General features: G+C 62.5%; 22 protein-coding genes and 1 pseudogene. 12 read left to right on the top strand and 11 right to left on the bottom strand.

Annotated elements, in window-relative coordinates; genetic code table 11:
* A pseudogene (locus AX725_RS20990) lies at nt 1-220 on the top strand (cytochrome P450); the annotation flags it as partial.
* A 39-nt stretch (nt 221-259) separates the two neighbouring features.
* Here AX725_RS20990 and AX725_RS14845 read toward each other — a convergent pair.
* Nucleotides 260-709, bottom strand: coding sequence for a PaaI family thioesterase (locus AX725_RS14845; protein WP_060978813.1), 450 nt, complete (start codon nt 707-709; stop codon nt 260-262).
* Nucleotides 710-935: 226 nt separating this feature from the next.
* On the opposite strand from AX725_RS14845, the gene AX725_RS14840 reads away from it, so the two are divergent.
* The 5 genes from AX725_RS14840 (at nt 936) to AX725_RS14820 (ending at nt 5,697) form a co-directional block, all read left to right on the top strand.
* A complete protein-coding gene (locus AX725_RS14840; RefSeq protein ID WP_060978812.1) occupies nt 936-1,412 on the top strand; it encodes a PaaI family thioesterase in 477 nt (158 codons plus the stop codon).
* A gap of 61 nt (nt 1,413-1,473) precedes the next feature.
* A complete protein-coding gene (locus tag AX725_RS14835) occupies nt 1,474-2,610 on the top strand; it encodes an ABC transporter permease (protein WP_060978811.1) in 1,137 nt (378 codons plus the stop codon).
* A complete protein-coding gene (locus tag AX725_RS14830; RefSeq protein ID WP_060978810.1) occupies nt 2,607-3,314 on the top strand; it encodes an ABC transporter ATP-binding protein in 708 nt (235 codons plus the stop codon). The genes AX725_RS14835 and AX725_RS14830 overlap by 4 nt, the downstream gene beginning before the upstream one ends.
* Before the next feature lie 50 nt (nt 3,315-3,364).
* The gene (locus AX725_RS14825; protein WP_230962332.1) at nt 3,365-4,297 is read left to right on the top strand and encodes an efflux RND transporter periplasmic adaptor subunit; all 933 of its coding nucleotides are present in this window, start codon (nt 3,365-3,367) and stop codon (nt 4,295-4,297) included.
* On the top strand, nt 4,294-5,697 hold the full coding sequence (locus tag AX725_RS14820) for an efflux transporter outer membrane subunit (RefSeq protein WP_066045979.1): 1,404 nt from the start codon (nt 4,294-4,296) through the stop codon (nt 5,695-5,697). Before AX725_RS14825 ends, AX725_RS14820 begins: the two co-directional genes overlap by 4 nt.
* Before the next feature lie 92 nt (nt 5,698-5,789).
* On the opposite strand, the gene AX725_RS14815 is transcribed toward AX725_RS14820, so the two are convergent.
* Entirely contained in the window at nt 5,790-6,161 is a 372-nt protein-coding gene (locus AX725_RS14815) for a VOC family protein (protein WP_060978808.1), read from the bottom strand.
* Between the two features lie 136 nt (nt 6,162-6,297).
* Nucleotides 6,298-6,987 (bottom strand): helix-turn-helix transcriptional regulator, encoded by a 690-nt coding sequence (locus tag AX725_RS14810; protein WP_060978807.1) that lies wholly within the window; start codon nt 6,985-6,987, stop codon nt 6,298-6,300.
* Nucleotides 6,988-7,378: 391 nt separating this feature from the next.
* Here AX725_RS14810 and AX725_RS14800 point away from each other — a divergent pair, with 391 nt between their 5' ends.
* Nucleotides 7,379-8,164, top strand: a complete 786-nt coding sequence (locus AX725_RS14800; protein ID WP_060978805.1) for a Coq4 family protein — start codon at nt 7,379-7,381, stop codon at nt 8,162-8,164.
* A 15-nt stretch (nt 8,165-8,179) separates the two neighbouring features.
* Here the strand turns inward: AX725_RS14800 and AX725_RS14795 are convergent, their stop codons facing one another.
* The 7 genes from AX725_RS14795 to AX725_RS14765 form a co-directional block, all read right to left on the bottom strand.
* Nucleotides 8,180-8,803, bottom strand: coding sequence for a TetR/AcrR family transcriptional regulator (locus tag AX725_RS14795; RefSeq protein WP_060978804.1), 624 nt, complete (start codon nt 8,801-8,803; stop codon nt 8,180-8,182).
* 66 nt (nt 8,804-8,869) lie between these two features.
* The gene (locus tag AX725_RS14790) at nt 8,870-9,202 is read right to left on the bottom strand and encodes a hypothetical protein (protein WP_060978803.1); all 333 of its coding nucleotides are present in this window, start codon (nt 9,200-9,202) and stop codon (nt 8,870-8,872) included.
* Between the two features lie 264 nt (nt 9,203-9,466).
* Entirely contained in the window at nt 9,467-10,147 is a 681-nt protein-coding gene (locus tag AX725_RS14785; protein ID WP_066112666.1) for a TetR/AcrR family transcriptional regulator, read from the bottom strand.
* 196 nt (nt 10,148-10,343) lie between these two features.
* Nucleotides 10,344-11,072 carry an SDR family oxidoreductase gene (locus AX725_RS14780; protein ID WP_060978801.1) on the bottom strand — a complete coding sequence of 243 codons (729 nt, stop codon included), beginning with the start codon at nt 11,070-11,072 and terminating at the stop codon, nt 10,344-10,346.
* A 2-nt stretch (nt 11,073-11,074) separates the two neighbouring features.
* The gene (locus AX725_RS14775) at nt 11,075-12,409 is read right to left on the bottom strand and encodes an FAD-binding oxidoreductase (RefSeq protein WP_060978800.1); all 1,335 of its coding nucleotides are present in this window, start codon (nt 12,407-12,409) and stop codon (nt 11,075-11,077) included.
* Complete coding sequence (locus tag AX725_RS14770; protein WP_060978799.1) at nt 12,409-12,816, bottom strand: GtrA family protein; 408 nt, start codon at nt 12,814-12,816, stop codon at nt 12,409-12,411. Before AX725_RS14770 ends, AX725_RS14775 begins: the two co-directional genes overlap by 1 nt.
* Nucleotides 12,813-14,255, bottom strand: coding sequence for a UbiA family prenyltransferase (locus AX725_RS14765; RefSeq protein WP_060978798.1), 1,443 nt, complete (start codon nt 14,253-14,255; stop codon nt 12,813-12,815). Before AX725_RS14765 ends, AX725_RS14770 begins: the two co-directional genes overlap by 4 nt.
* Nucleotides 14,256-14,766: 511 nt before the next feature.
* Between AX725_RS14765 and nusG the strand changes: the two genes are divergently transcribed.
* The 5 genes from nusG (at nt 14,767) to AX725_RS14740 (ending at nt 21,059) form a co-directional block, all read left to right on the top strand.
* Nucleotides 14,767-15,294, top strand: coding sequence for a transcription termination/antitermination protein NusG (gene nusG / locus AX725_RS14760; RefSeq protein ID WP_157759172.1), 528 nt, complete (start codon nt 14,767-14,769; stop codon nt 15,292-15,294).
* A complete protein-coding gene (locus tag AX725_RS20985; protein WP_066043514.1) occupies nt 15,291-16,769 on the top strand; it encodes an exopolysaccharide biosynthesis polyprenyl glycosylphosphotransferase in 1,479 nt (492 codons plus the stop codon). Before nusG ends, AX725_RS20985 begins: the two co-directional genes overlap by 4 nt.
* A 159-nt stretch (nt 16,770-16,928) precedes the next feature.
* The gene (locus tag AX725_RS14750) at nt 16,929-17,633 is read left to right on the top strand and encodes a polysaccharide biosynthesis/export family protein (RefSeq protein ID WP_082730829.1); all 705 of its coding nucleotides are present in this window, start codon (nt 16,929-16,931) and stop codon (nt 17,631-17,633) included.
* Nucleotides 17,634-17,644: 11 nt separating this feature from the next.
* Nucleotides 17,645-19,786 (top strand): GumC family protein, encoded by a 2,142-nt coding sequence (locus tag AX725_RS14745; protein ID WP_167348217.1) that lies wholly within the window; start codon nt 17,645-17,647, stop codon nt 19,784-19,786.
* A gap of 64 nt (nt 19,787-19,850) precedes the next feature.
* Nucleotides 19,851-21,059, top strand: a complete 1,209-nt coding sequence (locus AX725_RS14740) for a hypothetical protein (RefSeq protein ID WP_060978793.1) — start codon at nt 19,851-19,853, stop codon at nt 21,057-21,059.
* 84 nt (nt 21,060-21,143) lie between these two features.
* Here the strand turns inward: AX725_RS14740 and fcl are convergent, their stop codons facing one another.
* Nucleotides 21,144-22,112, bottom strand: a complete 969-nt coding sequence (gene fcl / locus AX725_RS14735; RefSeq protein ID WP_081097055.1) for a GDP-L-fucose synthase — start codon at nt 22,110-22,112, stop codon at nt 21,144-21,146.

The raw sequence follows: 22,112 nt of genomic DNA, 5'->3' as shown, positions 1-22,112 counted from the left end.
CCTTTTAGACGCCGATCACCCCGCTAACGGGGTCCCTTTTGCACGCCGGTCCACAGGCGTGCATCGGTGTCTGGGCGAGAGCCTGGCCTGGATCGAGATATTCGAAACGATCGATGCGATCGCCGACATGATCCCGAACATTCGTCTGAATGGTGATCCGGTCAGCTGCACCGGCTTCAGCGGTATCCGCCGGGTTACGGATTGCAACGTGGTCTACTGATTCCGTTGCCCTTATAACCGTGAGCTCCGATCGCTCGGGTCAGACCGAAGCTTGCGCCCCGGCCTTCTTAATCCAATCGGGGTTCATCGGCAGCAGCTTGCAGCTTGCTGTAGCTCGCGAGAGCAACTTGCCGTCCGTGTCGAACAGCTTTCCTTCAACGAAGGCGATGCTCTTGCCGAGATTGGTCACCTGGCCTTCTCCAATGAGCCGGTCGACCGGGCCGGGCCGGATGAAATCGACAGTGAGGGAAATCGTTGTCGAAAGCGCTGCCCCATCGGTGGCAACAATGATCGCAGAACCCATGAGTTCATCGAGCATGGCCGCAAGCAAACCGCCTTGGACGAACCCGGTCGGATTGGTGAATTCGGGCCTGCCCGCGAAAGCGATCTTCACCCATTTTCGCTGCTTGTCCGATTCCATCAGTTCCCAGCCAATCAACTCTGCAGCGGGGGGCTTGTTTCCGAGATCATCAAAAACCGATTTGGGCATGTTCCAATTCCCATTCCAGTACGGATCGACTTGCTTGCTTCAAGGAGTAAAGTAGTCAGATTCTTCAGTCCAGCAGCAATATCACCAGGTTTCCAAAAAGGAACGACAGCCATTGTTACGCCGTGCGGTACGAAATTGTAAGAAATTACAATGGCGCTCCCGGCCATCAGAACGGATGTTTGCCCCGTCACCGCAGCAGGTTCTGCGCAAGAAACGGGAGGCCAGGATGAACGTGCTTGAAAAGACAATTACGCGCCCGGACGCGGAAGCCGCGATGCCGGATGTCCACGAACTCTTTGCGCGTTTTCCGCGGGGGCCCATGGCCGATATGGTCGGTTGGAACTGCGTCGGGTTTGCGAACGGAGAGCTGACCTTGGCATTTACTCCGAAACCCTTTTTCTGCAACCCGATGGGTATGATCCATGGAGGGTTTGTTGGCAGCATGCTGGATGAATCGATGGGATCCGCGATCCTTGCGACGACCTGCGGGGAGAGCATCGGCGCCACGATCAGCGCGACCACCGAATTCATCCGTCCCGCGATGCTTGGCACGCTGACCACCACCAGCCGGGTTGCGAACCTCGGGAAAAGCATCGCCTTTGTCGAAGCTGAGCTGTGGAACAGCGAAGGAAAACTGCTCGCCAAGTCGAGCGCCTCGTTCAAGCTCGTCGCACTTGGGGGTCTAACCGGCCGCCCTGCTTGAGCATGAAGCATCTCGGCTTTCCGCCGGCAAGCAAGCGTGGCGCAAAGAGGGTCCCGCAGCCATGAACTGGATCGCGATCAGGATGCTGACGGGAGATCGTCAGAAGTTCTTCGGACTGATATTCGGCGTTGCCTTCTCCACGCTGCTGATGACTCAGCAACTGACGATCTTCGTAAGTCTGATCGATCGCGGCGCATCGGCGGTATTCAATGTCGATACTGCCGATCTGTGGATCATGGATCCGGCATCGCGCACGCCGGAAATCAACTCGCCTATGCCGACGACCGCGCTCGAACGGGTCCGCAGCGTGCTGGGGGTCGATTGGGCCGCACCCTATTTGCAGTCGGGCGTTTCGATCCGTACCGAGCAGGGCGATCTTGAACGAGCAACCCTTGTCGGTGTCGATGACGGCTCGTTGATTGGCCTTCCGCCCATCATGCTCAAGGGCGAGATGCGCTCGCTCTACGAACCGGATGCCATCTTCATCGACGAAGTCGGGGCCAAGAAGCTCTTTGGCGAGGGCGTCGATCCCGTTGGCCTGCTCCTGGAAATCAACGACCGGAGAGCCGTCATTCGCGGCGTAACTGACCCGCTGCCGAGCTTTACCAGCCAAGTGATGCTGCACACTCGCTATTCAAACGCTCTCGGCTTCGTTCCCGGAACACGCAATCGGCTCAATTTCGTCGTCGCACGTTCCGCGCCGGGTGAGGATCTTGCTGCCCTGGCCACCCGCATTTCGACGCAAACCGGGCTCAAGGTGCGTACACGCGATGAATTTGCCGCAGATGCGCGCACTTTCTTGATCGAGAATACCGGCATTCCCGCGAATTTTGGCATCACCGTGACGCTTGGAGTGATCGTTGGTCTCGCAATCCTTGGTTTGACGCTCAATCTGTTCATTCGCGACAACATCAAGCAATTCGGAGCGCTCAAGGCCATTGGTGTGACCAATGACAAGATTCGCCTGATGGTTGCCGCGCAGGCTGGGCTGGTAGGTATAATCGGCTATTGCCTCGGTACCTTGATGGCGGTGTCGTTCATTTCGCTGAATGAATCGCAAGACGATTTCAAAGGATTCTACACACCCTGGCAGATACCCCCGATGGTGGCGGCTGCGGTGCTGACAATGCTGTTGCTCACCGGGCTTCTGGCATTGCGCACGGTATTGAAAACAGAACCGGCATCGGTCTTCAAATGAGCGATCGCAGCCCTGCCATTTCGGTACAGAACATTTGCCGAGACTTTCGCGCCGGTGAACAGACCTTACGTGTCCTCAACGGCATCAGCGTGGATATCTATCCGGGCGAGTTGACCTTTCTGATTGGCGAGTCTGGATCGGGAAAGACCACGATGATTTCGATCATCGCAGGCATCCTCTATCCGACTGAGGGGGCAGTATTGCTCTTCGGCAAGGACATCTACCGGCTCAGAGACAGTGATCTGGTACGTTTCCGACTGGCCAATATCGGTTTCATCTTCCAGCAGTATAACCTGATCCCCTCGCTGTCTGCGGCAGAAAATGCAGCCGTACCTCTTATTGCCGCGGGCATGGAACGCACAGAAGCCGTGAGTCGGAGCATCGCGGTCCTTGAGCAGCTCAAGGTTGCCGACCAGGCCAACAAGTTCCCGAACCAGCTTTCGGGGGGGCAACAGCAACGCGTGGCGATCGCGCGGGCACTGGTGCATCAACCCCGTCTGATCGTTTGCGACGAGCCGACGGCCGCGCTTGATGCGGACTCGGGCCGCCGGGTGATGGACTTGCTCCGAGAAGTCGCCCTGTCGAGTGACCGCTCGGTCATCATTGTCACGCACGACAACCGCATTTTCGATCTCGCCGATCGGATCCTGACCATCGAAGACGGCCGCATAACCGACGACCGGCGAAGCAAGTCGGTTCATTGAGGAGAGGTCCGATCACTCGTCCGAGCATCTCTCGCAAAATCCTGCCCATCGTGGCGGTCCTCGCGCTTGCGATCTCTGTGTGGCTTGTTGCGACCGGCTTACCCGATCGTTCGCTGGCGGCTCCTGCGCAGACCCCGCCGAGAGCCTCCCAGGCTATCGGCTCCGAGCCGGGTATAGCCGCGTCGGGCGTCGTGGAGCCATCGAGCGAGATCACCGATGTGGGCACAGGAGTCTCAGGCATCGTCAGCGAGATTTACGTAAGCGTGGGTCAACGCGTTGAGCGCGGTGCGCCGCTGTTTGCAATCGACCGTCGAATGGCGGCTGCAAGCCTGGGAGAAGCAGGCGCCGACGTGCGTGAAGCACGGGCCCGGATTGCCGAAGCGCAGACGGCGATAGAGACAGCGCAGCGGCGGCTCTCGCTGTATCGAAATGTCGACGACCCACGCGCAATTTCGGCTGCCGAGGTTATCGCGGCCGAAGGCGATGTCGCCGATGCTCGAGCCCGCCTGCGAACGGCGCGCGCGCAGCTGTCTTCAGCTCTTGCGCGCGATGCCAGCGCGTCCACCGAGCTTGCCAGGCACATTGTCCGTGCACCGATCAGCGGCGAAATTCTGGATCTTGGAATCCATGCGGGCGAGTTTGCCTCGGCCGGAACAGCGGGCGGCAATGTCGGTCCCATGTTGCAGATTGGCGAAACAAAGCCTCTTCATGTCCGCATCGATGTCGACGAGATGGAGGCATCGAAGATCGTTGCGGGCGCCAAAGCTATCCTGACGCCGCGCGGCAACGCCAACAAGCATATCCGCGCCAGCTTTGTGCGTATTCAGCCCCTCATCGTTCCGAAGCGCTCGCTGACCAATTCAACCAACGAGCGTGTCGACGTCCGCGTGATGCAGCTTATTTATTCCGTGCCGCCGGACGATACCAGCCTGCGCGTTGGGCAGCAGGTCGATGCCTTCATCTACACCAGGTCGAGCCAATGAGCAGGTGGAGCCTCGCAGCCGTTTCGATGCTCTGCGTTTCCGGCTGTTCGACGATCGGTATGGCGCCGGAGGGAAACAGAGAGATTGTCGCACCTGCAGAGTTTCATTTCGCGCCCGCCGGAACGCTTGCGGTGAGCCGCGAGTTGTCGGCGCTATTGCCGGTCGAGGACCCTGCGTTCCAGAGTCTGTTGGTGCGAGCCGAACAGGCGCCCAATCTCGAGTTGGCGCTCGCGCGGATCGATGCGGCACGAGCCGTCACAGCGCGGGCCAAGGCTGAGCGAAAGCCCGACATTGGCCTGGGTGCTTCTGCGCGCGGGGTGAAGACAAACCCGAATCGTTTCGGCACTTTCCCTGCCGGAATTTCCCTCGATGCGACCCAGCTCGAATTAGGAGGGCAGATCAGCGCAAGATGGGACCCCGACATTTTCGGCGGCCTGCGCAATGCCGAACTTGCCGCCCAGCATAGGCTCGACGCGGCCGGTTTCGAAGCTCAGGCAGTTCGCATTGCAATCAAGGCTGAGGTGGCTGCTGCAGTCGTCGACTGGCAGAATATGCGCGACCAGCAGGCCGTTTTCGCCAGCAGTATCGCATCTGCTGAGGACCGGGCACAGTTGATCGCTTCGCGCGTCAGGGCCGGAATCAGTCCGGGGTTCGATAGCCTGCGTGCCGAAGCGCTGGTCGAATCCCTGAAAGCCCAACTTTCGGCCTTGGAGGGCGAGCAGGCGGCAATCGTTGCGCGCATGGTTGCGCTGACCGGGGCGCCGGCAGAGCTTGTGCTTGAAGATCTGAACAAATCCCCGGGCACGTGGCGCAGCAGGACGTCTGTATCTGCAGTGCCATCGACCGTGCTGGCTGCAAGGCCGGATATCCAGGCGGCAGCAGCACGACTGGCAGCAACCGACGCCGACTTGGCGGCGGTCGCGGCGCAACGGTTTCCCCGGTTTACGCTTTCGTCTGCGCTCGGCCTGCTGAGCCTTTCGTTTGGCGGACTCTTTTCCAACGACGCGATCGTGGGTTTGCTGGGTGGCGAAGTCGCTGGCCCGCTGCTCGATTTCGGGAGGGTAGAAGCCGAGATCGACGAAAGCCGCGCGCAGGGTCGGATCGCCTTTGCCGAGCTGCGGCGAGACACATTCGCCGCTCTGGGCGAAACTGAAGAAGCTTTCGGTCGGCTGTCGTCTGCCGATGCTGAAGCGCGCATGCTGCGCCAGCAGGCCGAGCGTGATGCCGACGTCGCTTCGCTCGCGGCCACGCGCTACCGCTCAGGCTTGGAAAACTTCATCGTGGTGCTAGATGCTGATCGCAATGCCTATGCTGCACGCCAGGCTGCGATTGCCTCCGAAGCCCGAGCGGCTCGTGCGAGGCTGGTGCTTTGGCAGAGCCTGGGTGGCCCGACGGGGTAACGGCTGATCCGAACATGGCTGGAGGCTTATTCAAGTAACATCCTGCCAAGCGGAGTGGCGCATTGTCGCTCCACCCCGCCCAGAGGCATGGATCAGGCCGCCAGAGGGGCGAATACCCGGAGGCGATGGCCGTCGGGATCAAGCGCTAGGAACGTGGTGCCGAAGCTCATCACCGTTGGTTCCTGCGTGATCGTCACTCCGCGCTCCGACCAATCGGCGTGCATGTCTTCCACTGTAGCCGGGTCGGAGACGGCAAAGGCAATTTCGTTGGCGCCCGGCTTTTCATTTGTCTCCGGTTCGACTGCCTCGCGCATCCAGAGGCCAAGCATCACTCCGTCCTTCAGCGGAAGCAGCGAGAAGCCTTCTTTCTCCTCGATGATCGGAATTTCGAGCAGCTCGCTGTAGAAACCCGCGCTGGCGGCGTTGTCTCTCACGTAGAGGTTCAGGAAGCTAAAGTCTGTCATGATCGCGTCTCCTCAATTGCGGCATGTCAGTTGATGCCGGCAGAAATGCGGTACGATCCATCTGCGTCAGATTCCGTCAGCAGCGCTTCGATGGGCCAGTGCAACGTGAAGAAATCGCTGCGGAAAGTGACGGCATTCACCATCGGGGAATTTGCAGGGTCCTGCGCCATTCCTGCAGCAGTATCGCCCGGCGCCGGGGATAGCGTTGCTCGCTAATCTGGTAGGTGGCGATGCGATCGGTGCGAAAATGACGGAATCCCCCGCGCCGCTCGCACCACGCGACTAGCACGCGCACCCGATCATAAAAGACCAGAGCGATCGGCCAGATCGTCCGGGAGCTGCTGTCGCCTTGCTCATTCTGGTACTCGATCTGCAGCCTGTGTTCTGACTGGATTGCCTTGCGGATCGATGCCAATCCGGTCCTGCCGGTCGGGATCGGCGGTGCAGGGCCGATGAGAAGACCCGACTCGTCCAGATTGTTCTTCAGTTCTTCTGGAAGCACTGCGCCGATCTTCGCCAGCAGTTCTTCCGCCGCCTTGGCCAGCTGGCCGTCGGCGCGATCTTTCACCCAGCGCGATCCGAGGATCAACGCCTCAATTTCTTCTTGCGAGAACATCAGCGGAGGCAGGACAAAACCCGGCCGCAGTACAAAGCCGACACCCGCTTCACCCTCGATATTAGCGCCTTGCGCTTTGAGCGTCTCGATATCGCGATAGATGGTCCGCAGCGAAACACCCAATTCCTCCGCCAGCACCGCGCCAGGGACAGCGAACCGATGACGGCGCAACACTTGAATAAGGTCAAGAAGGCGCTCGGCGCGAGACAAAGGCGTGGATCCCTGATGGCCAGACGGTTTCGTTCGCTGAACTCGAATGAATTACCCGATTTTACAGCATTTGGTACTGCTTGTTGTGCGATATCGACATGGCTCGAACTATTGCGGGAAAAATCCAGCCCGGCAATGCATGGCTTTGCCTCCTGTTTATCCGATTTATCGTGAACGCCCATGAGCGCGAGGACGTTCTGTACCTCTGCAACCTTCAAATCGGTATCCTTTCGACTTGTGGACAAATCGAGGACGCGGGAGTTCCTGAATTCGGCAGGTCGGATATTGCCTGATCCCATGGCCGAGCGCAGCGATGAAAGCGCGCCTTGACGGCGAGTATGGAAGCAATTACTTTCTTTTGTGCCTCCCGCTCGAACCGGAAGCTTCCGTCATGATCCAGGACCTGCCCTTTCTCGCCGCATCCCGACCACCGCGCCGGATGCGGCCGCTATCGGCGCTGCGCCATTTCCGCGCGCTGATGCGCGATGCCGAGGATACCGCGCAAGTTTTCCATATGGGCGAATGCCTGCCCAATCGCAGCATGCGGCGGATTGCCGAACGCTTCTGCGCGAGCGCCGAGGGACGCGCGCGGATGCAATCCGAACCGAGCCTTGCGGCCATGCTCGACGATCATGAAAGGCTGCTCGGCCATGGCCCGCAGAGCGTAGCCCATGCCTATGTCCGCTTCATGCGCGCCGAAGGTCTGTCGGCGGCGGGGCTGGTCGAGGCAAGCACTTTGCCGGGTCAGGCGACCCATGCCGACCAGTTCGGATGGTTCAACGACCGGCTGCGCGACACGCATGATCTGGCGCATGTGCTGACCGGCTATGGCCGCGATCCGCTGGGCGAGCAGTGCGTGCTCGGCTTTACCAGCAGCCAGTGTCGCGACTGGACCGAGACGATCATCGCCTGGGCCGGCACCGCCGAATTTGCGCTGCGGCTGCGCAGCGATGCGCCCTTTGTCGGCGCGGTCGCCGAGGCGCGGCGGCATGGCCGTGCGGCGCAGGCGATCTTTGCCCAGGATATCCGGGCCCTGCTGGCCGAGCCGCTCGCTGCGGCGCGGGCGCGCATGGGCATTGCCGATCCGCAGGTCTATCGACGGGCCCATGACCGGCTGCGTGCAGCCGGGATCGATCCCTATCGCATCGGTGGGCCTGCCCGTCCGCTCGCGACCTGAGCGCGAAGCAATCGGTCAGCCGGGCAGATACGGCCCCAGCAGGTCGTGCAGCATCCGCTTGAGCTCGCCGAGCAGCAGATCGGCCTCGATCGGATCGCCCGCCCGCAACGCGAGGTCGATAAGCCGTCCCGACACCTCGATCACGATCTGGGCCACGATCCGCAACCGGCGCGGTTCATTGGCCATGCCCAGCGCGACCAGCGTCTCGGCGACATCGGCCTCGAAGCGCGCGACATTGCGCGCCTCCACCTCGCGCAATTGGGGCGATACCTGGCATGCGGCGCGCAGCACGGCATAGCTTGGGCTGCTGCTGGCCCCGGCAAAGAAGCCGTCGATCATGCGGTCGGTGGCGTGGCGCCAGTCATCGCCCGGCTTCAGCGCGCCGAGATGCCCCACCCATTCGCGCTCGCGCGCATAGGATCGATCGACCAGTTCGACCAGGATCGCCCATTTGTTCGGATAATAGCGGTAGATCGCGCGCACCCCGACGCCTGCACGCTCGGCCAGAATATTGGTATTGAAGCCATCCACGCCCAGTTCGACGAGCAGGGTTTCCGCCATGTCGAGCACACGCTGCATCGTTTCGCGGCTTCGGCTCTGTTGCGGCAGCTTGCGGGGTATCAGGTCCAGATCGGGCATCGCCAAGGCTTAGCAGCGGTTTGGCGCAACGCGCAACGCTGCCGGCCCGGGGCGGTCCGTCTCGGACTAGGCTTGCGCTCGCCGTCTGGCGGCGGCACGCAGCCTTGCTCTCCGCGCCGATGCGCGATGTTTCGCGCGAACCTCGCTGCGCAGCGCCCTGCCAAAGCCGGTGCGCCGCTTGTGCGCGCGCAGCGAAGCCCGCGCTGCCTTGATCCGTTTGCGTTGCAGCGCCGCCCGTTGGGGGCTTTCGTGCGGTTCGGCTTCGCTGACCGGCCCTGCACCATTCGCACTGGCATCCGTGCCGGTGCCCGGCCCGGCCTGGACGGGTCTTGCGGGGCGACGAGCGCGGAGCGCCGAGCGCATTGTGCTGCGCCGTGCGGCGCTCGAGATGCGGGCCATGGTCTAGGCGTGTTCGCGAAAGGACGGGGAGGCGTGAAGCGGGTACAGAACTCGTTTGGAAAGGCCGATCGCGGCTTTTTCGGACAAAGCAGCTCGCCAAGCCCGGAAAAATGCTGCCGTAGGCCCCGTTGATCGTTGAGGTCCGACGTGCCCGCACACGCACCAACCCGCTGAAAATTCGTACATCAAAGTCCCGCCCCGTTAGCGAGGACTATTAAAATTCAAAATCGTATACTGTCAACAGGTTTCTGGCCGCGTTCTGGCCTATGCATCCTCGTTCGATGTCGCTGAAGCCCGCGAAATCACTACGTCACGATAATAGAGACTCATCATCTTGGCGGCCTCCCGGCGCAACAGCTCTGCAGTCGGATAATCGTCGGCCATGGTTTCGGTGACGGCATGGTTGACGATCGACGTCAGCATCACCGCGCCGCGGACACGCTCCTGATCGATTTTCGGGAAATCGTCGATCACCGCCGCAAGGATCACCTTGATGAAATCCTTCGACGCGCGCCGCCGCATCTCCTGCAGCACGGGCACGGCGCTCATCGCGCGATAGATCCACGCGCCGCCAGGATGCGCCAAGACCACGTCGCGCAAGCGATCGAGCAACGCGGCGAAGCTTTCGATCTCGGCTTGCAGATCGCTGCCGATGGCGAATTCGTCGCTGCGCAGCCATTGCTCGACGGTTTCGTTCTCGGCGGTGATCAGGCGGCGGCCCATCTCGCTCAGAATAGCGTATTTGTTGGGAAAATAGCGGTAGAGCGCGGGCGGAGTCAGTCCGGCGCGCTCGGCGATCATGTTCGTCGAGAGCCGCTCGATGCCGACTTCGGGCAGCAGTTCCCCGGTCGCCTGAATGATCTGCTCGTAGGTCGCGCGGGCGCGGTCCTGCAAGGGGGTGACCTTGGGGTCAAGCTCGACAGACTGACCACTGTGCGGCGGCATGGTTTCTTCTCCGGCTGCGGTGCGAGTTTCAACGCGACGTCTCCGATCGTTAGAAGGGGGGACGATGTCTGCGTTTTCAGGCGGTTAGAATGCCAGCAGCGGGTCGTGCAAGCTAGTTAAAATACCACGGTTCTGGATCAAGATAGCGATAATTAGAATATAGCTAATACTATATAAGCCCGGAGCGGATGAGCCTTCAAAGCGACAGCTTCTTGAACAGCCCCTCGGGGATCGCGCGGATGATCGCCATGATCGGCCGCCAGCGCCCCAGCGTGTAGATGACGTCGCGCCGGGCCCGGTGGGCTCGGATGATCGCATCGGCGACCTGTTCGGGTTCTGCGGTCACCGCCGGGGGCAGCTTCAGGCCTGCCGTCATCTGCGTGCGGACAAAGCCGGGCTTCACTGTCATGACATGCAGCCCGGCCCTGGCATGCGCATTGCGCAGACCGGACAGAAAGGCGGTGAACCCGGCCTTGGCCGATCCATAGACGAAATTGGAGGCACGGCCACGTTCGCCTGCCACCGAGCTGATTCCGATGATGCAGCCTCCCGGCACGCCTGTCATGCGCCGGGCCGCTGCGAGCAGATAGCGCGCCGGGCCATTATAGTTGCTGTCCATCACCTGCTGCGCCGCAGCGTCGACGGCGGCCGATTCGGCCTGATCGCCCAGCAGGCCCGCAACCATCACGACCGTGCCCGGCATCGCCCCGAGGCCCTCGAAGAAACGGTCTGGCTCGCCATCGGTAACATCGAACAGAACCGCGCGCGCCTGGACGCCGGTGCGCAGCATGAGGTCGGTCGCATCGGCGGCAATGTCGCTGCGCGCGGCGAGGATCACCTCGCAGCCCTGTGCCGCATAGCCACGCGCCAGCGCCTTGCCGATATCGGACCGGGCTCCGAGGATGAGGACAGGAGAAGCGATCATCTTCAAAGCTCCAGACGTTGCGAAAGAAGCGAGGAAAAGCGGAGGTCGAGCCCGTGTTGTGCACGCAACTCGCGAAACCGGGCGAGCCCGGGATAGCCGAGCGCCAGCATGGGCGCCGTCAGCCTGGCATCCTTGGTCAGATAGATGCGTCCGCCATGATCGGCGACAATGGCGTCGAGCCGGTCGAGCAGCGCAAGATTGGCGGGTGTCGCAGGAAAATCGAGCGCGAGCGTATAGCCGGGCATCGGAAAGCTCAGCAGGCCGAACGATGCCGGGCCCATGCGCTTGAGCACCGCGAGAAACGAACCGCTGCCCGCAGCTGCGATCGTCTCGAGCAGGGCGCGAAGGCCGCGTTCGCTCTCGGCCAGCGGCAGCACGCACTGATATTGCACAAAGCCACGGCGCCCATAGATCCGGTTCCAGTCGGACAGGGCATCGAGCGGGTAGAAATAGGGGTCGAGCGCGACCAGCGCCTCGCCGGGGCGCTGAAGCGCGTAATAGAGCTGGTTGAACGCACGCACGTTGAAGCGGCTCAAGGCGAAGCCTGGCAGATCGACCGGCACCGCGCGGGGCTGGCGCGGCGGCCTTGCCAGGGGCTCGGCGCGGCGGGTGGCATCCAGCGCATCGGCCGGCGCATGCTCGGCAAGCAGGATGGCCGATCGACCGAGATCTCGCCCGCGCGCCAGGCAATCGATCCAGGCGACCGAATAGGTCCATGCGTGCGACTGCTCGAACACCGCCATCGCCTCGGCGAGGTCGGGTGCGCGTATTGTCCGCTGGCGCATCCAGGCGGTCTCGATCGGGATGAGGCTGAAAGCGGCTCGCACGATCATCCCGGTCAGCCCCATGCCGCCACAGGTCGCGGCGAACAGGTCGGCATTTTCCTGATGTGAGCAGCGCAGCACCCGGCCATCGCCGAGATCGAGATCGAGCCAGAGCAGGTGTTCGCAGAATGAGCCTGCGCCGTGATGGTTCTTGCCGTGCACGTCGCTGGCGATCATGCCGCCGATCGTCACCATGCGCGTACCCGGCGTCACCGGGACGAACCACCCGCGCGGCACGAAGGCGTCGATGATGTCGGACAGCAGCACGCCCGCCTCGCAGGCCAGTTCGCCGCTGGCATCATCGAACGCGATCAGCCGGTCGAGCCGCCGCATGTCGATGGTGGCCTCGGGGTTGAGGCTGGCATCGCCATAGGACCGGCCATTGCCGCGAGCGATGCTGCGCCCGAGCGGGGGCAGGGTGGCATGCAGCGCCTCGGCGGTGACCGGCTGCCACACCGCGCAATCGCGCACCGGATAGCGGCCCCAGCCCGAAAGCGGCTCGACATGCGGCATCAGGCTGGCCTCGCCGGTGCGAACACGTAGCGCCGGTCGAGCCGGTACTTGACCAGATAGCCGATTGCGAGGCCCGCAATCGCGCCCGCTTCGCGCGCGAGATGCGAATGCCAGACCAGCCAGGCGGCGCTTTCGAACCCCCAGAAGATCATCGTGGTAATGACCCCCGTTGCGGCATAGAGCCCGAACGTGCCCGCTTCACCAGCACGCTGATTGCTCGCGCCCGCAAAGATCCAGGTCCGGTCGAGCCAGTATTTGACGACCAGGCCGACCAGCGTCCCCGCCGCCAGCGCGGCCAGCAGCCCGCCCGGCCAGAGCGCCAGCACCGCGCGCTGGCTCGCCAGATTGGCGAGTGTCGCCAGCACGGCGAACCCGGCATAGGAAAGGACGAGCATCAGTCCGGTCACGCAAGCGCTCCTGCGAGCGCGAGCAGGCCGACGACCAGGCCGCAGCAAAGGCTCACCCGGTCGCGCATCGCGAACACGACCGGATCATCGTGCATCTCGCCGCGATGGGTGAGCAGCGCGATGCGGTTGGTCCAGAACAGCAGCACCAGGCACACGCCCCAGAGGAATTCGGGATAATGGTAGAGCCTCTGGACCGGCTCGGAATTGGCATAGAGCGCCAGCACCAGCACCGAGACGAGCCCTGACGAGACCATGATATGGCCGACGATCATGCGGTCATCGACCCGGTAGCCGCGCCCTGTCGCCATCGTCCGGCCCGATGCCGCACCGTCGACCAGCTCGGCATAGCGTTTGACCGCGGCCAGCGAGAAGAAGAAGAAGGTCGCAAAGGCGAGCAGCCAGAGCGAGGAGGGAATGCCGGTCGCCGCGCTGCCTGCCAGGACGCGCAGCGTATAGAGCAAAGCAAGCGCGCAGATGTCGATCATCGCCAGGCGCTTGAGCTTGACCGAATAGAGCAGGGTGACACCCGCATAGATCAGCAGCACGGCAAACAGCTCGATCCCGCCCGCCAGCGCGATTGCCGCGCCTGCCAGCGCGAGCAGCGGCACCATCCAGGTTCCGTGGATCAGCCGGATGCGCCCCGAGGCAAACGGGCGCTGGCACTTGCGCGGATGGGCGCGGTCCGCTGACAGGTCGAGCAGGTCGTTGAGGATATAGGTGGCCGATGCCACGAGGCTGAACGCGACAAAGGCCAGCACCGCCTGCAATGCGGTCACCAGATTGAGCGCGTGCGCGGCGAGCATCGGCAGAAAGACGAGGACGTTCTTGAGCCATTGGTGCGGGCGCATGGCCTCGAGATAGTCGCGCAGGCCCGCACGATCCGCCGGAAGGTGCGTGGCATCCGCGACAAGCTTTTCGACCCTGGCCTGGAATGCCTTGCTGGAATTGATCGTCACGGCCGCCGCCGCGCCTTGCCAGACCGCAAAATCGGCCGGTGCATCGCCGATATAGCTATAGCCTGCAGGTCCGTAGGTCTGCTCGAGAAACTGCGCCTTGCGGGCTCCGGTCAGGTTGATGCCATCCTTCGATCCATAGGCAGCATCGAACAGGCCAAGATGCCCGGCCACCGCGTCGGCCATCTGCTGAGTGGCACCGGTGACCAGCGCCGTGCGTCCGCCGCGCGCGCGCCATTGCTCGATCATCTCGAGAACATGGGGATTATAGGGCAGCCGCGCGGGATCGACCCGGCTGATCTCGCCCAGTTTCTGCTTGAGGGCGACCTTGCCCCGGGCGAGCGTGCGCACTGCCTCGAGCGGGGTGTGCCATCGCACCGACCAGGCGCCCCAGAAATTTTCGAGCAGGCTGTCGGTGCGGATCAGCGTGTCGTCGAGATCGACAACCAGCGTCAGCTTCGCAGGATTCCAGTTGGCGATGCTCATCCATACCCCCATGCCCGGTCCAGCAACGGGCAGGCCAGCAGATCGCCGCCATCTAAATGCACGAAAACTTAAATATGGTTAACAAGTTGCTGCTATCTGCGGCTGTCGAAGCTTGCGGCCAGCAGGCGGTTCGGGTCTTCGACCGCGGCCGCTCGCAGGACCGAAGCGCGCCCGGTGGCCAGGGTATGGGCCGCGCGCTGGACGTTTTCGGAGCATGCCGCTGCGCCGTCACGGTATCTCAACTGGCATTGACAACTCGTTACGGTATGTTCAACAGGGCACCCCGGATAAAACGAGTCGCGCGTTTTGGAGAGGTTCCGTGCGAGGAGAGGCTGGCTGCCACGCTGCGAAGGGGTTGGCTAGCCGCGTTGATATCGGTTTGCTGTGCAACCAGCTGATGAATGTTGGTGCTTTTCGGCAGCCGATGCTCTGTCTGGCTCGCTAAATCGTACCTGAGCTGGTCACAAGACGAATGCCGACGCGCGGAATGAATCTGCATAAGGACATGAGCGTGAACGAGTGGTTTCTAGCCCAAGCCAAGCCAGGCGCTGACCACGTCGCCAAGCGCAATCTCGAGCGTCAGGGTTTTGTCACGTTTCAGCCGATGGAGCAGCGACTGGTGGCGCGCAAGGGCGTGCCGACCGCGCAGGCCCGGCCGCTCTTTCCCGGCTATATCTTCGTAAGCTATCCTGGCGAGGCTGCGCCCTGGTCCCTGGTGAACTCGACCTATGGCGTTGCCCGGCTGGTCAGGTTCGGCGACCGGCCCACGCCTGTCCCTGCGCAGGTGATGACCGAGCTTCGCGATGCCTGCGACCATGCCGACACCATCTTCCTGGGAACGCATCTGGGCCCGGGCGACGCTGTGGAAGTGACGCTGGGGCCTGCCACGACCTTTCTGGGCGAAGTGGAGCGGCTGTCCCCCAATCAGCGCGCGCTGGTGCTGCTCGATTTCATGGGCAAGCAGACGCGGGTTTCGGTTCCTACCGTCCAACTCAAGGCCGCATCGGGCCATATGTCTCCGATGGGAGCGACACCATGAGCACGCTTATCGACCAGCAGGCCAGCACCATGGCGGAACAGTCGGACGCGGAGCGCCGGCCGACGGTCACTTTCGATCCGGCAACCTCATCCTTTGAAGAGCATCTTATGAAACAATCGACTGCCGGAACTACCAGCGAGACGGTCACCGCTGCCAGCCCCGACCGTGGCGAGGCAGACGCCGACGCGCAGAAATACTCTGCGGTCCCGCCTCGCCGGGGCAACCAGTTCCTGCACCGGTTCGAGCTGCCGCTGATCCTGAGCGCCGGGCTGGCACCGGCGCTGGCGGTCTGGTCGCTGCTCGACCGCGCCTATTTCACCGGAGCCTTCGAAGAGACGATCACGGCGCTCATCCTGTCGATCACGATCAGCTGGTACATCCTGTCGCGGTTGAAGGACCATGCCAACGCCCGGCATCTGTCCTATGTGCTCCCGGTCAACCTGATCGTCTTCACCGGCGTCTTTACCGTCATGGCGCTGATGCGCATCGAATATTCCGGATCGTTCTTCGCTGCGGGCGCCGTGTCCGGCGTGATGGCGAGCTTCCTGGCGGCCGTGTACAGTCGCCGCATGCTCAACCCGCATGTCGTGGTATCGGGTGGGCGCGCCAACGAGATCGAGCTGACCGGCAACTTCATGCCGGCGCCGTCGCTCGCCGATATGGAGGCGCTGATCCAGGCAGGCCGCCGCGACTGGTCGATCGTTGCCGATCTGCACTATATGCATTCCGAACGCGGCGAGCGGCTCTTTGCCCAGGCGGCGCTGGCCGGCATACCCGTCTATCACTACCGCCAGATCGCCGAGATGCAGTCGGGCCAGGTCAAGATCTCGCATCTCAGCGAGAACGAGCTGGGTTCGCTGATTCCCAATGTCTCCTATGCGTCGATCAAGCGCGGCATCGATATCGTCGGCGCCGTGTGCCTCATTCCGCTGTGCCTTCCCGTCTTTGCGTTGCTGGCGCTGATCATCAAGCTCGATTCGCCGGGCAGCGTGTTCTTCATTCAGGAACGGATCGGGTTCCGGGGAATGAAGTTCCGCATGATCAAGTTCCGCACCATGCGCGATCGCGAGGTCTCGAACGACAATCTCGCCAAGCGCGAGGACGCGATGACCAAGTCGGACGACGACCGGATCACCAAGATCGGGAAATTCCTGCGCAAGTCGCGTCTCGACGAGCTTCCGCAGGTGTTCAACGTGCTGCTGGGCGACATGAGCCTTATCGGGCCGCGGCCCGAGGCATGCTCGCTGTCCGAATGGTACAATGCGGAGCTGCCCTTCTACTCCTATCGCCATATCGTTCGCCCCGGCATTACCGGTTGGGCGCAGGTCAACCAGGGGCATGTTACCGACGTGACCGATGTGCTGTCCAAGCTTCGCTATGACTTTTACTATATCAAGAACCTGTCGTTGTGGCTTGACCTGCTGATTGTCCTCAAGACCTTGAGGGTGATCACGACCGGTGTCGGCGCGAAATAAATAGGGCGGCAACAGCGCGGCAAACCCGTCACTTGCGCGCTGCTCTTTGCATCGGTCGCAAGACCAGTCGGGCTGTCTCAACCGCCGGTTTTCCGGCGCAAAAGTGGTTGGCAACCGTAAAAAACTCTCTAAAGGTGCTGCCTCAATCGGCGAGGCCATATGGTAATTATTCTGCGAAATCTGCTAATTCTGGGCATGGCTGGGCTGCTCGCATCCTGCGCGGTTGACCGGTCCGTGGGGCTCGCGGAAGACATCGAAGTCACGCAGCTCGAAAACCTTCCCGCACCGCGTCTCGACATTTCCTATGTGATCGGCCCGCAGGAAAAGCTTGAAATTCAGGTGGTCGGTGCCGAATCGCTGAGCGGGACCTATCTCACCGATGTCGACGGCGATCTGGCCTTTCCGCTGATCGGCAACGTCAAGCTGGACGGGCGCTCGCCGAGCGAAGCCGCGCGCGAGATCGCCGATCGTCTGCGCGGTCGCTATCTGCGCGATCCGCAGGTGCGCGTCATTCCCGAGGAGTTTCCCGAGCCGACGATTTCGGTGGGCGGCCAGGTCAAGAAGCCGGGCAGCTATCCTGCGACCGGACGTCCCACGCTGTTGCGCGCGGTGAACCAGGCCGAGGGCATGACCCAATATGCCAAGCAGAGCGACGTGCTCGTCCTGCGAACGGTCGAGAACCAGCGCTATATCGGCGTCTACGATATTCGGGCCATTCAGCGCGGCAATTATGCCGATCCCCAGCTTTTCCCCAATGACATCGTCATTGTCGGTGACTCGCCCGAGCGCCGACGTCTCGATCTGCTGTTGCAGCTAGTACCGCCACTTCTGACGACCGCGACCATTCTGATTGTGCAACAGTGATGCAAGATACCATGACCAACCAAAACCCCGCCGCAGCCGATGCTGGCGAAACCAAGCTTGATGCCGAGCCGGCGGGCGGTTTCTACCTGGTCATCGAACGGTATCTGAGCGAGGCGCAGGCGCTGCGCTATTGGCTGGCAGGCCTGATCGCGATTGCGCTTCTCGTCGGGCTGCTGGTGACGCTGCTGTCGACCGAACTGTTCAAGGCGAATTCGCGGATCGAGGTCTCGCAGATCACGTCGAACGTGACGGCGATCGACCCGCTCGAGAACGAATCCAAGGTGTCCGAGATCCAGTATCTCAACACCCAGTATGAACTGCTGGAATCGAACTTCATGGCGACCCGGGTCGCCAGGGCCGGGAATCTGCAGCGCGACGAGGAATTCATCCGTGCGTTCGCGCTTGATCCCGAAGTCCGGCTGACGCCGCGCGACGTCGAGGAAATCCTGCTCGACAATGTTTCGATCGAGCCGATCCGGCAGTCGAGCCTGGTCGACATCCAGTTCTCGAGCCCGTCGGCCTCGGTCGCGGCCAAGGTCGCCAATCTCTGGGCCGAAGAGTTCATCGCTGCGAACTACGAAAAGCGTTTCGGCGCCAATATCGAGGCGCGCGAGTTCCTCAACAAGCAGATCGAGGAGCTTCGGCAGAAGCTTTCCACTTCCGAACGCGATCTGGTGCAATATGCCAACGCCAAGGGCATCCTCGTGCTGGAATCGGGCGGCAAGGAAAAGGGCCCCGAAACCGCCGCGCAGACGCTGATCGCTTCTGACCTGACCGCGCTCAACGATGCGCTGGCCAAGGCCGTGACCGACCGGATCACGGCGGAAGCATCGCAGGCCTCTGGCGACATCCCGGCGCAGGACGCGCGCAACTCGCTGCGCGCCGAACTCGCCAAGCTCGAAGCCGAAGTGGCGCGTCTGCGCTCCAATTTCGGCCCCGCCTATCCCCCGGTGCTCGAAAAGGAAGCCGAAGTCGCGTCGCTCAAGGCTTCGCTGGCAACCGCTTCGCGCGCCAGCCTGTCGGCCGCTTCGAGCCGCGAACGCGAGCTGCGCCGCAAGCTCGAGGAAGCCAAGTCGCGCTTCCTGGGTCAGCAGGAACTGAGCATCCAGTACGGCATTCTCAAGCGCGAGGTGGATACCAACCGCCAGCTCTATGACGCGCTGCTGCAGCGCTACAAGGAGCTCGAGGCATCGGGTGCCGGCCAGAACAACATCACGCTGATCGACAAGGCCGAAGTTCCGCTCTTCCCCTATGCGCCGTCGCTGCTGATCAACCTGCTTCTGGCAGGCGCCATCGGTGTCGCGCTGAGCATCGCGCTGGTCTATCTCCGCGTCACGCTGAGCCAGACGATCAAGGATCCGCAGGATGTGTCGCGTCGTCTGGGTCTCCCGGTGCTCGGCCTCATTCCGCGGAACACCTCGCCCGACCTGAGGGCCGAAATCGTGACGCGTTCGTCGGAGATCAGCGAAGCGTACAAGTCGACACGAACAAACCTGACCTTCCTGACCCCGCAGGGCGCGCCAAAGGTGCTCATGCTAACCTCCTCGGTGCCATCGGAAGGAAAGAGCGTCTCGACGATCGCGCTGGCGACCAGCTTCGTCCATCTGGGCAAGCGTACCCTGCTGATCGACGCCGACCTTCGAAACTCGCGGATGCAGGGCTTCCTCGAGGTCGATCTCAGCAAGAGTGGCGGTCTTTCGGGGCTGTTGACCGGCAACGCGACGAGCCTCAGCGACGAGGTGGTGCGGATCGACGATTTCGGCTTCGACTATCTCACCTTCGGCTACACGCCGCCCAACCCGGTCGAACTGCTGGCAAGCAACCGGTTCAAGGAGCTGCTCGAGGAGGTCAAGGCCAATTATGACCAGATCCTCATCGACAGCGCCCCGATGCTGGCGCTGGCCGACGCGGTCGAGCTTGCGCGCGTCGTCGACGGCGTGGTCTATGTGATCGAATCCGATCGTATCAAGGTCCGGGCGATCGAGAACGCCCTCAACCGTCTGACCCGCACCGGCGCGCGCGTCTATGGTGCCATCGTCACTAAGCTGGATTCGAATTCGGTCGGCTATGGTTACGGATACGGCTATGGTTATGGGTACGGCTATGGCTACAAATATGGCGAGACCCCGAAAGAAGATACGCAGACGGCTTGAGGCCTGAGCCACGGGAAGCATATTGCAGGTGTCTTCAAAAACCTCTCGACTGGCGATTGCGTGCATGGTGGCCGTGCCGCTGGCATTGCTCTCCGGAGCGCATGCGCTGAGCAGCGTGAGCGTGCGCCGCGCGCCCGAGCTTGCCCAAGCCATTTTCCCCTGGAACGGCGCGGCCATCGAGCGGGTGGCCTATGGCCAGTTCGTCGAGGATGTGAAGAAGGTCGCCAAGCTGGGCAGCGGCAATGGAAGCAGCCAGGCGGCACCTGCGGCCGCAGTCCAGGCCGCGCCCGATCTCGAAGTGCGCCTGCAACGCCTGTCGCGCCAGGCGTCCGGCGAAGCGGTCAGCGCGCTGGCCTTCGAGCCGATGCTGCCCAAAGCCTATGTGCTGCTGGCGCTGGCCGAAACCAATCCCGGTCGGCGGCGCGAGATCATCGAGCTCGCCACCCGGCTGACGCGCCGCGATTCGGCTCTGCAGGGCCTCGCGCTGCAGCAGAAGCGCGACAATGGTGATTTTGCTGGAGCCATCGGGACCCTGGATCAGATCCTGCGTGTCCATCCCGAGCGGAAGGAGGAGCTCTTCCCGCTACTCGTCAGCGCCATCACGCTGCCGGAAACGCGCCCTGCATTCGCCACCATGTTCCGCAAGCCCTTGCCTTGGCGCGACGATTTTCTGGTGTTCGCAGTCGGGGAAAAGCGCGCGCTCGAGAATCTGGCCTATGTCCGCGAGCGGATTACGATCGACAATACGGAGTTCGACCAGCGCCTGATCGCCGGTCTGGCACAGAAGGGCGAGATGCAGGCGGCCGAGCGGCTCTATCGCCGCGTGACAGGCGCGACCGACAAGCGTGCTGCCACGGCAGCGCGCGCTTGGGTCGCAGCCTATCCGCCCTTCGACTGGAAGCTTGCAGACGCGCGGTCGATGCGCGCCCAGCCCGATTACAGCCAGGACAGCCTCGAATTCTATATCGAGCCGGGCAATGGCGGGGTGCTGGCCTCGCGCGTGCTCAAGCGGCCAGCGGCTGGCCTGAACATCGCCTTCGACGTGGCGATGCAGCCGGTCGACAAGGTGGCTGATCTCAAGCTGCAAATGTCGTGCTGGGGCCAGGATACGCCCTTTTTCGAACAGCCGTTCAATCTGACCAAGAATTACGTCCAGGTCAGCAGTTTCCCGGCCTGTCCGTTCGTCGAGCTGGCGATTGTCGGGCGCTCCTGGACCGGTGGCAGGGCGCTCACCGGAACGCTCTCCACCCCGCGTCTGACCCCAGGCAGATAGGGCGTGGGGCCGGGCATTGCGCCGGCCTCAGCCTGACCAACCGATCCTGACCCTTGTCAGGGCTGGCCACGCCCGATCTTGCGATCAGACGCGGGCGCTGTCGATATTCTCAAGATACCAGCGATAGGTTTCGCGCACGCCCTCGCCGAGCTCGATCGAGGCGCGCCACCCCATCGCTTCGAGCCGGCTCACGTCCATGAGCTTGCGCATCGTGCCATCGGGCTTGGTCGGATCGGTCTCGATCTTCCCGGCAAAGCCGGTCACCTCGGCCACCAGCGTCGCCAGCTCGAGGATCGACACGTCCACGCCGCTTCCGACATTGATATGGCTCAGCATCGGCTGGGTATTGGCGGCATAGATGTCGCGCGGCAGGTCGAGCACGAACAGGCTGGCTTCGGCCATGTCGTCGACATGGAGGAACTCGCGCCGCGGCGTTCCCGTGCCCCAGATCACGACCTTGTCGAGCCCGGCCTTCTGCGCTTCGTGGAAGCGCCGGATCAGCGCAGGCAGCACATGGCTGTTCTCGGGATGGAAATTGTCCCCCGGGCCGTAGAGATTGGTCGGCATCACCGACCGATAATCGGTGCCGTGCTGGCGGTTGTAGCTCTCGCACAGCTTGATGCCGGCAATCTTGGCGATCGCATAGGGCTCGTTGGTCGATTCGAGCAGCCCGGTGAGCAGGGCATCCTCGGCCATGGGCTGCGGCGCCTGCTTGGGATAGATGCACGACGACCCCAGGAAGAGAAGCCGCTGAACGCCTGCCTCGAACGCCTGATGGACGACATTGGCCTCCATCATCAGATTCTCGTAGATGAAATCTGCCGGATAGGTGTTGTTGGCGTGAATCCCGCCGACCTTGGCCGCCGCCAGCACGACGGCATCAGGCTGCTGCTCGCGCATGAAGGCGCGGACGGCGGCCTGATCCGTCAGGTCCAGCTCGGCATGGGTCCTGGTCACCAGTTCGATCGGTTCGCCCGCAGCCTTGCGGGCTTCCAGCTTGCGCAGAATGGCGTTGCCCACCATTCCGCGATGACCTGCGACATAGATTTTCAC

It is taken from the genome of Blastomonas sp. CCH9-A1 (genome assembly GCF_001557175.1).
Lineage (GTDB): Bacteria > Pseudomonadota > Alphaproteobacteria > Sphingomonadales > Sphingomonadaceae > Blastomonas > Blastomonas delafieldii_A.
The sequence above is the reverse complement of the archived record's forward strand: the minus strand, read 5'-3'. Positions and strand labels throughout refer to the sequence as shown.

Excerpts from the sequence above, each read along its gene's own strand:
- AX725_RS14790 (WP_060978803.1), bottom strand. The coding sequence starts at position 9,202 with ATGGCCCGCATCTCGAGCGCCGCACGGCGCAGCACAATGCGCTCGGCG.
- AX725_RS14765 (WP_060978798.1), bottom strand. The coding sequence starts at position 14,255 with ATGAGCATCGCCAACTGGAATCCTGCGAAGCTGACGCTGGTTGTCGAT.
- AX725_RS14840 (WP_060978812.1), top strand. The coding sequence starts at position 936 with ATGAACGTGCTTGAAAAGACAATTACGCGCCCGGACGCGGAAGCCGCG.
- AX725_RS14835 (WP_060978811.1), top strand. The coding sequence starts at position 1,474 with ATGAACTGGATCGCGATCAGGATGCTGACGGGAGATCGTCAGAAGTTC.
- AX725_RS14745 (WP_167348217.1), top strand. The coding sequence starts at position 17,645 with ATGACCAACCAAAACCCCGCCGCAGCCGATGCTGGCGAAACCAAGCTT.
- AX725_RS20985 (WP_066043514.1), top strand. The coding sequence starts at position 15,291 with ATGAGCACGCTTATCGACCAGCAGGCCAGCACCATGGCGGAACAGTCG.
- AX725_RS14815 (WP_060978808.1), bottom strand. The coding sequence starts at position 6,161 with ATGACAGACTTTAGCTTCCTGAACCTCTACGTGAGAGACAACGCCGCC.
- AX725_RS14750 (WP_082730829.1), top strand. The coding sequence starts at position 16,929 with ATGGTAATTATTCTGCGAAATCTGCTAATTCTGGGCATGGCTGGGCTG.
- AX725_RS14740 (WP_060978793.1), top strand. The coding sequence starts at position 19,851 with ATGGTGGCCGTGCCGCTGGCATTGCTCTCCGGAGCGCATGCGCTGAGC.
- AX725_RS14775 (WP_060978800.1), bottom strand. The coding sequence starts at position 12,409 with ATGCCGCATGTCGAGCCGCTTTCGGGCTGGGGCCGCTATCCGGTGCGC.
- AX725_RS14785 (WP_066112666.1), bottom strand. The coding sequence starts at position 10,147 with ATGCCGCCGCACAGTGGTCAGTCTGTCGAGCTTGACCCCAAGGTCACC.
- AX725_RS14820 (WP_066045979.1), top strand. The coding sequence starts at position 4,294 with ATGAGCAGGTGGAGCCTCGCAGCCGTTTCGATGCTCTGCGTTTCCGGC.
- AX725_RS14845 (WP_060978813.1), bottom strand. The coding sequence starts at position 709 with ATGCCCAAATCGGTTTTTGATGATCTCGGAAACAAGCCCCCCGCTGCA.
- AX725_RS14830 (WP_060978810.1), top strand. The coding sequence starts at position 2,607 with ATGAGCGATCGCAGCCCTGCCATTTCGGTACAGAACATTTGCCGAGAC.
- AX725_RS14800 (WP_060978805.1), top strand. The coding sequence starts at position 7,379 with ATGATCCAGGACCTGCCCTTTCTCGCCGCATCCCGACCACCGCGCCGG.
- AX725_RS14780 (WP_060978801.1), bottom strand. The coding sequence starts at position 11,072 with ATGATCGCTTCTCCTGTCCTCATCCTCGGAGCCCGGTCCGATATCGGC.
- AX725_RS14795 (WP_060978804.1), bottom strand. The coding sequence starts at position 8,803 with ATGCCCGATCTGGACCTGATACCCCGCAAGCTGCCGCAACAGAGCCGA.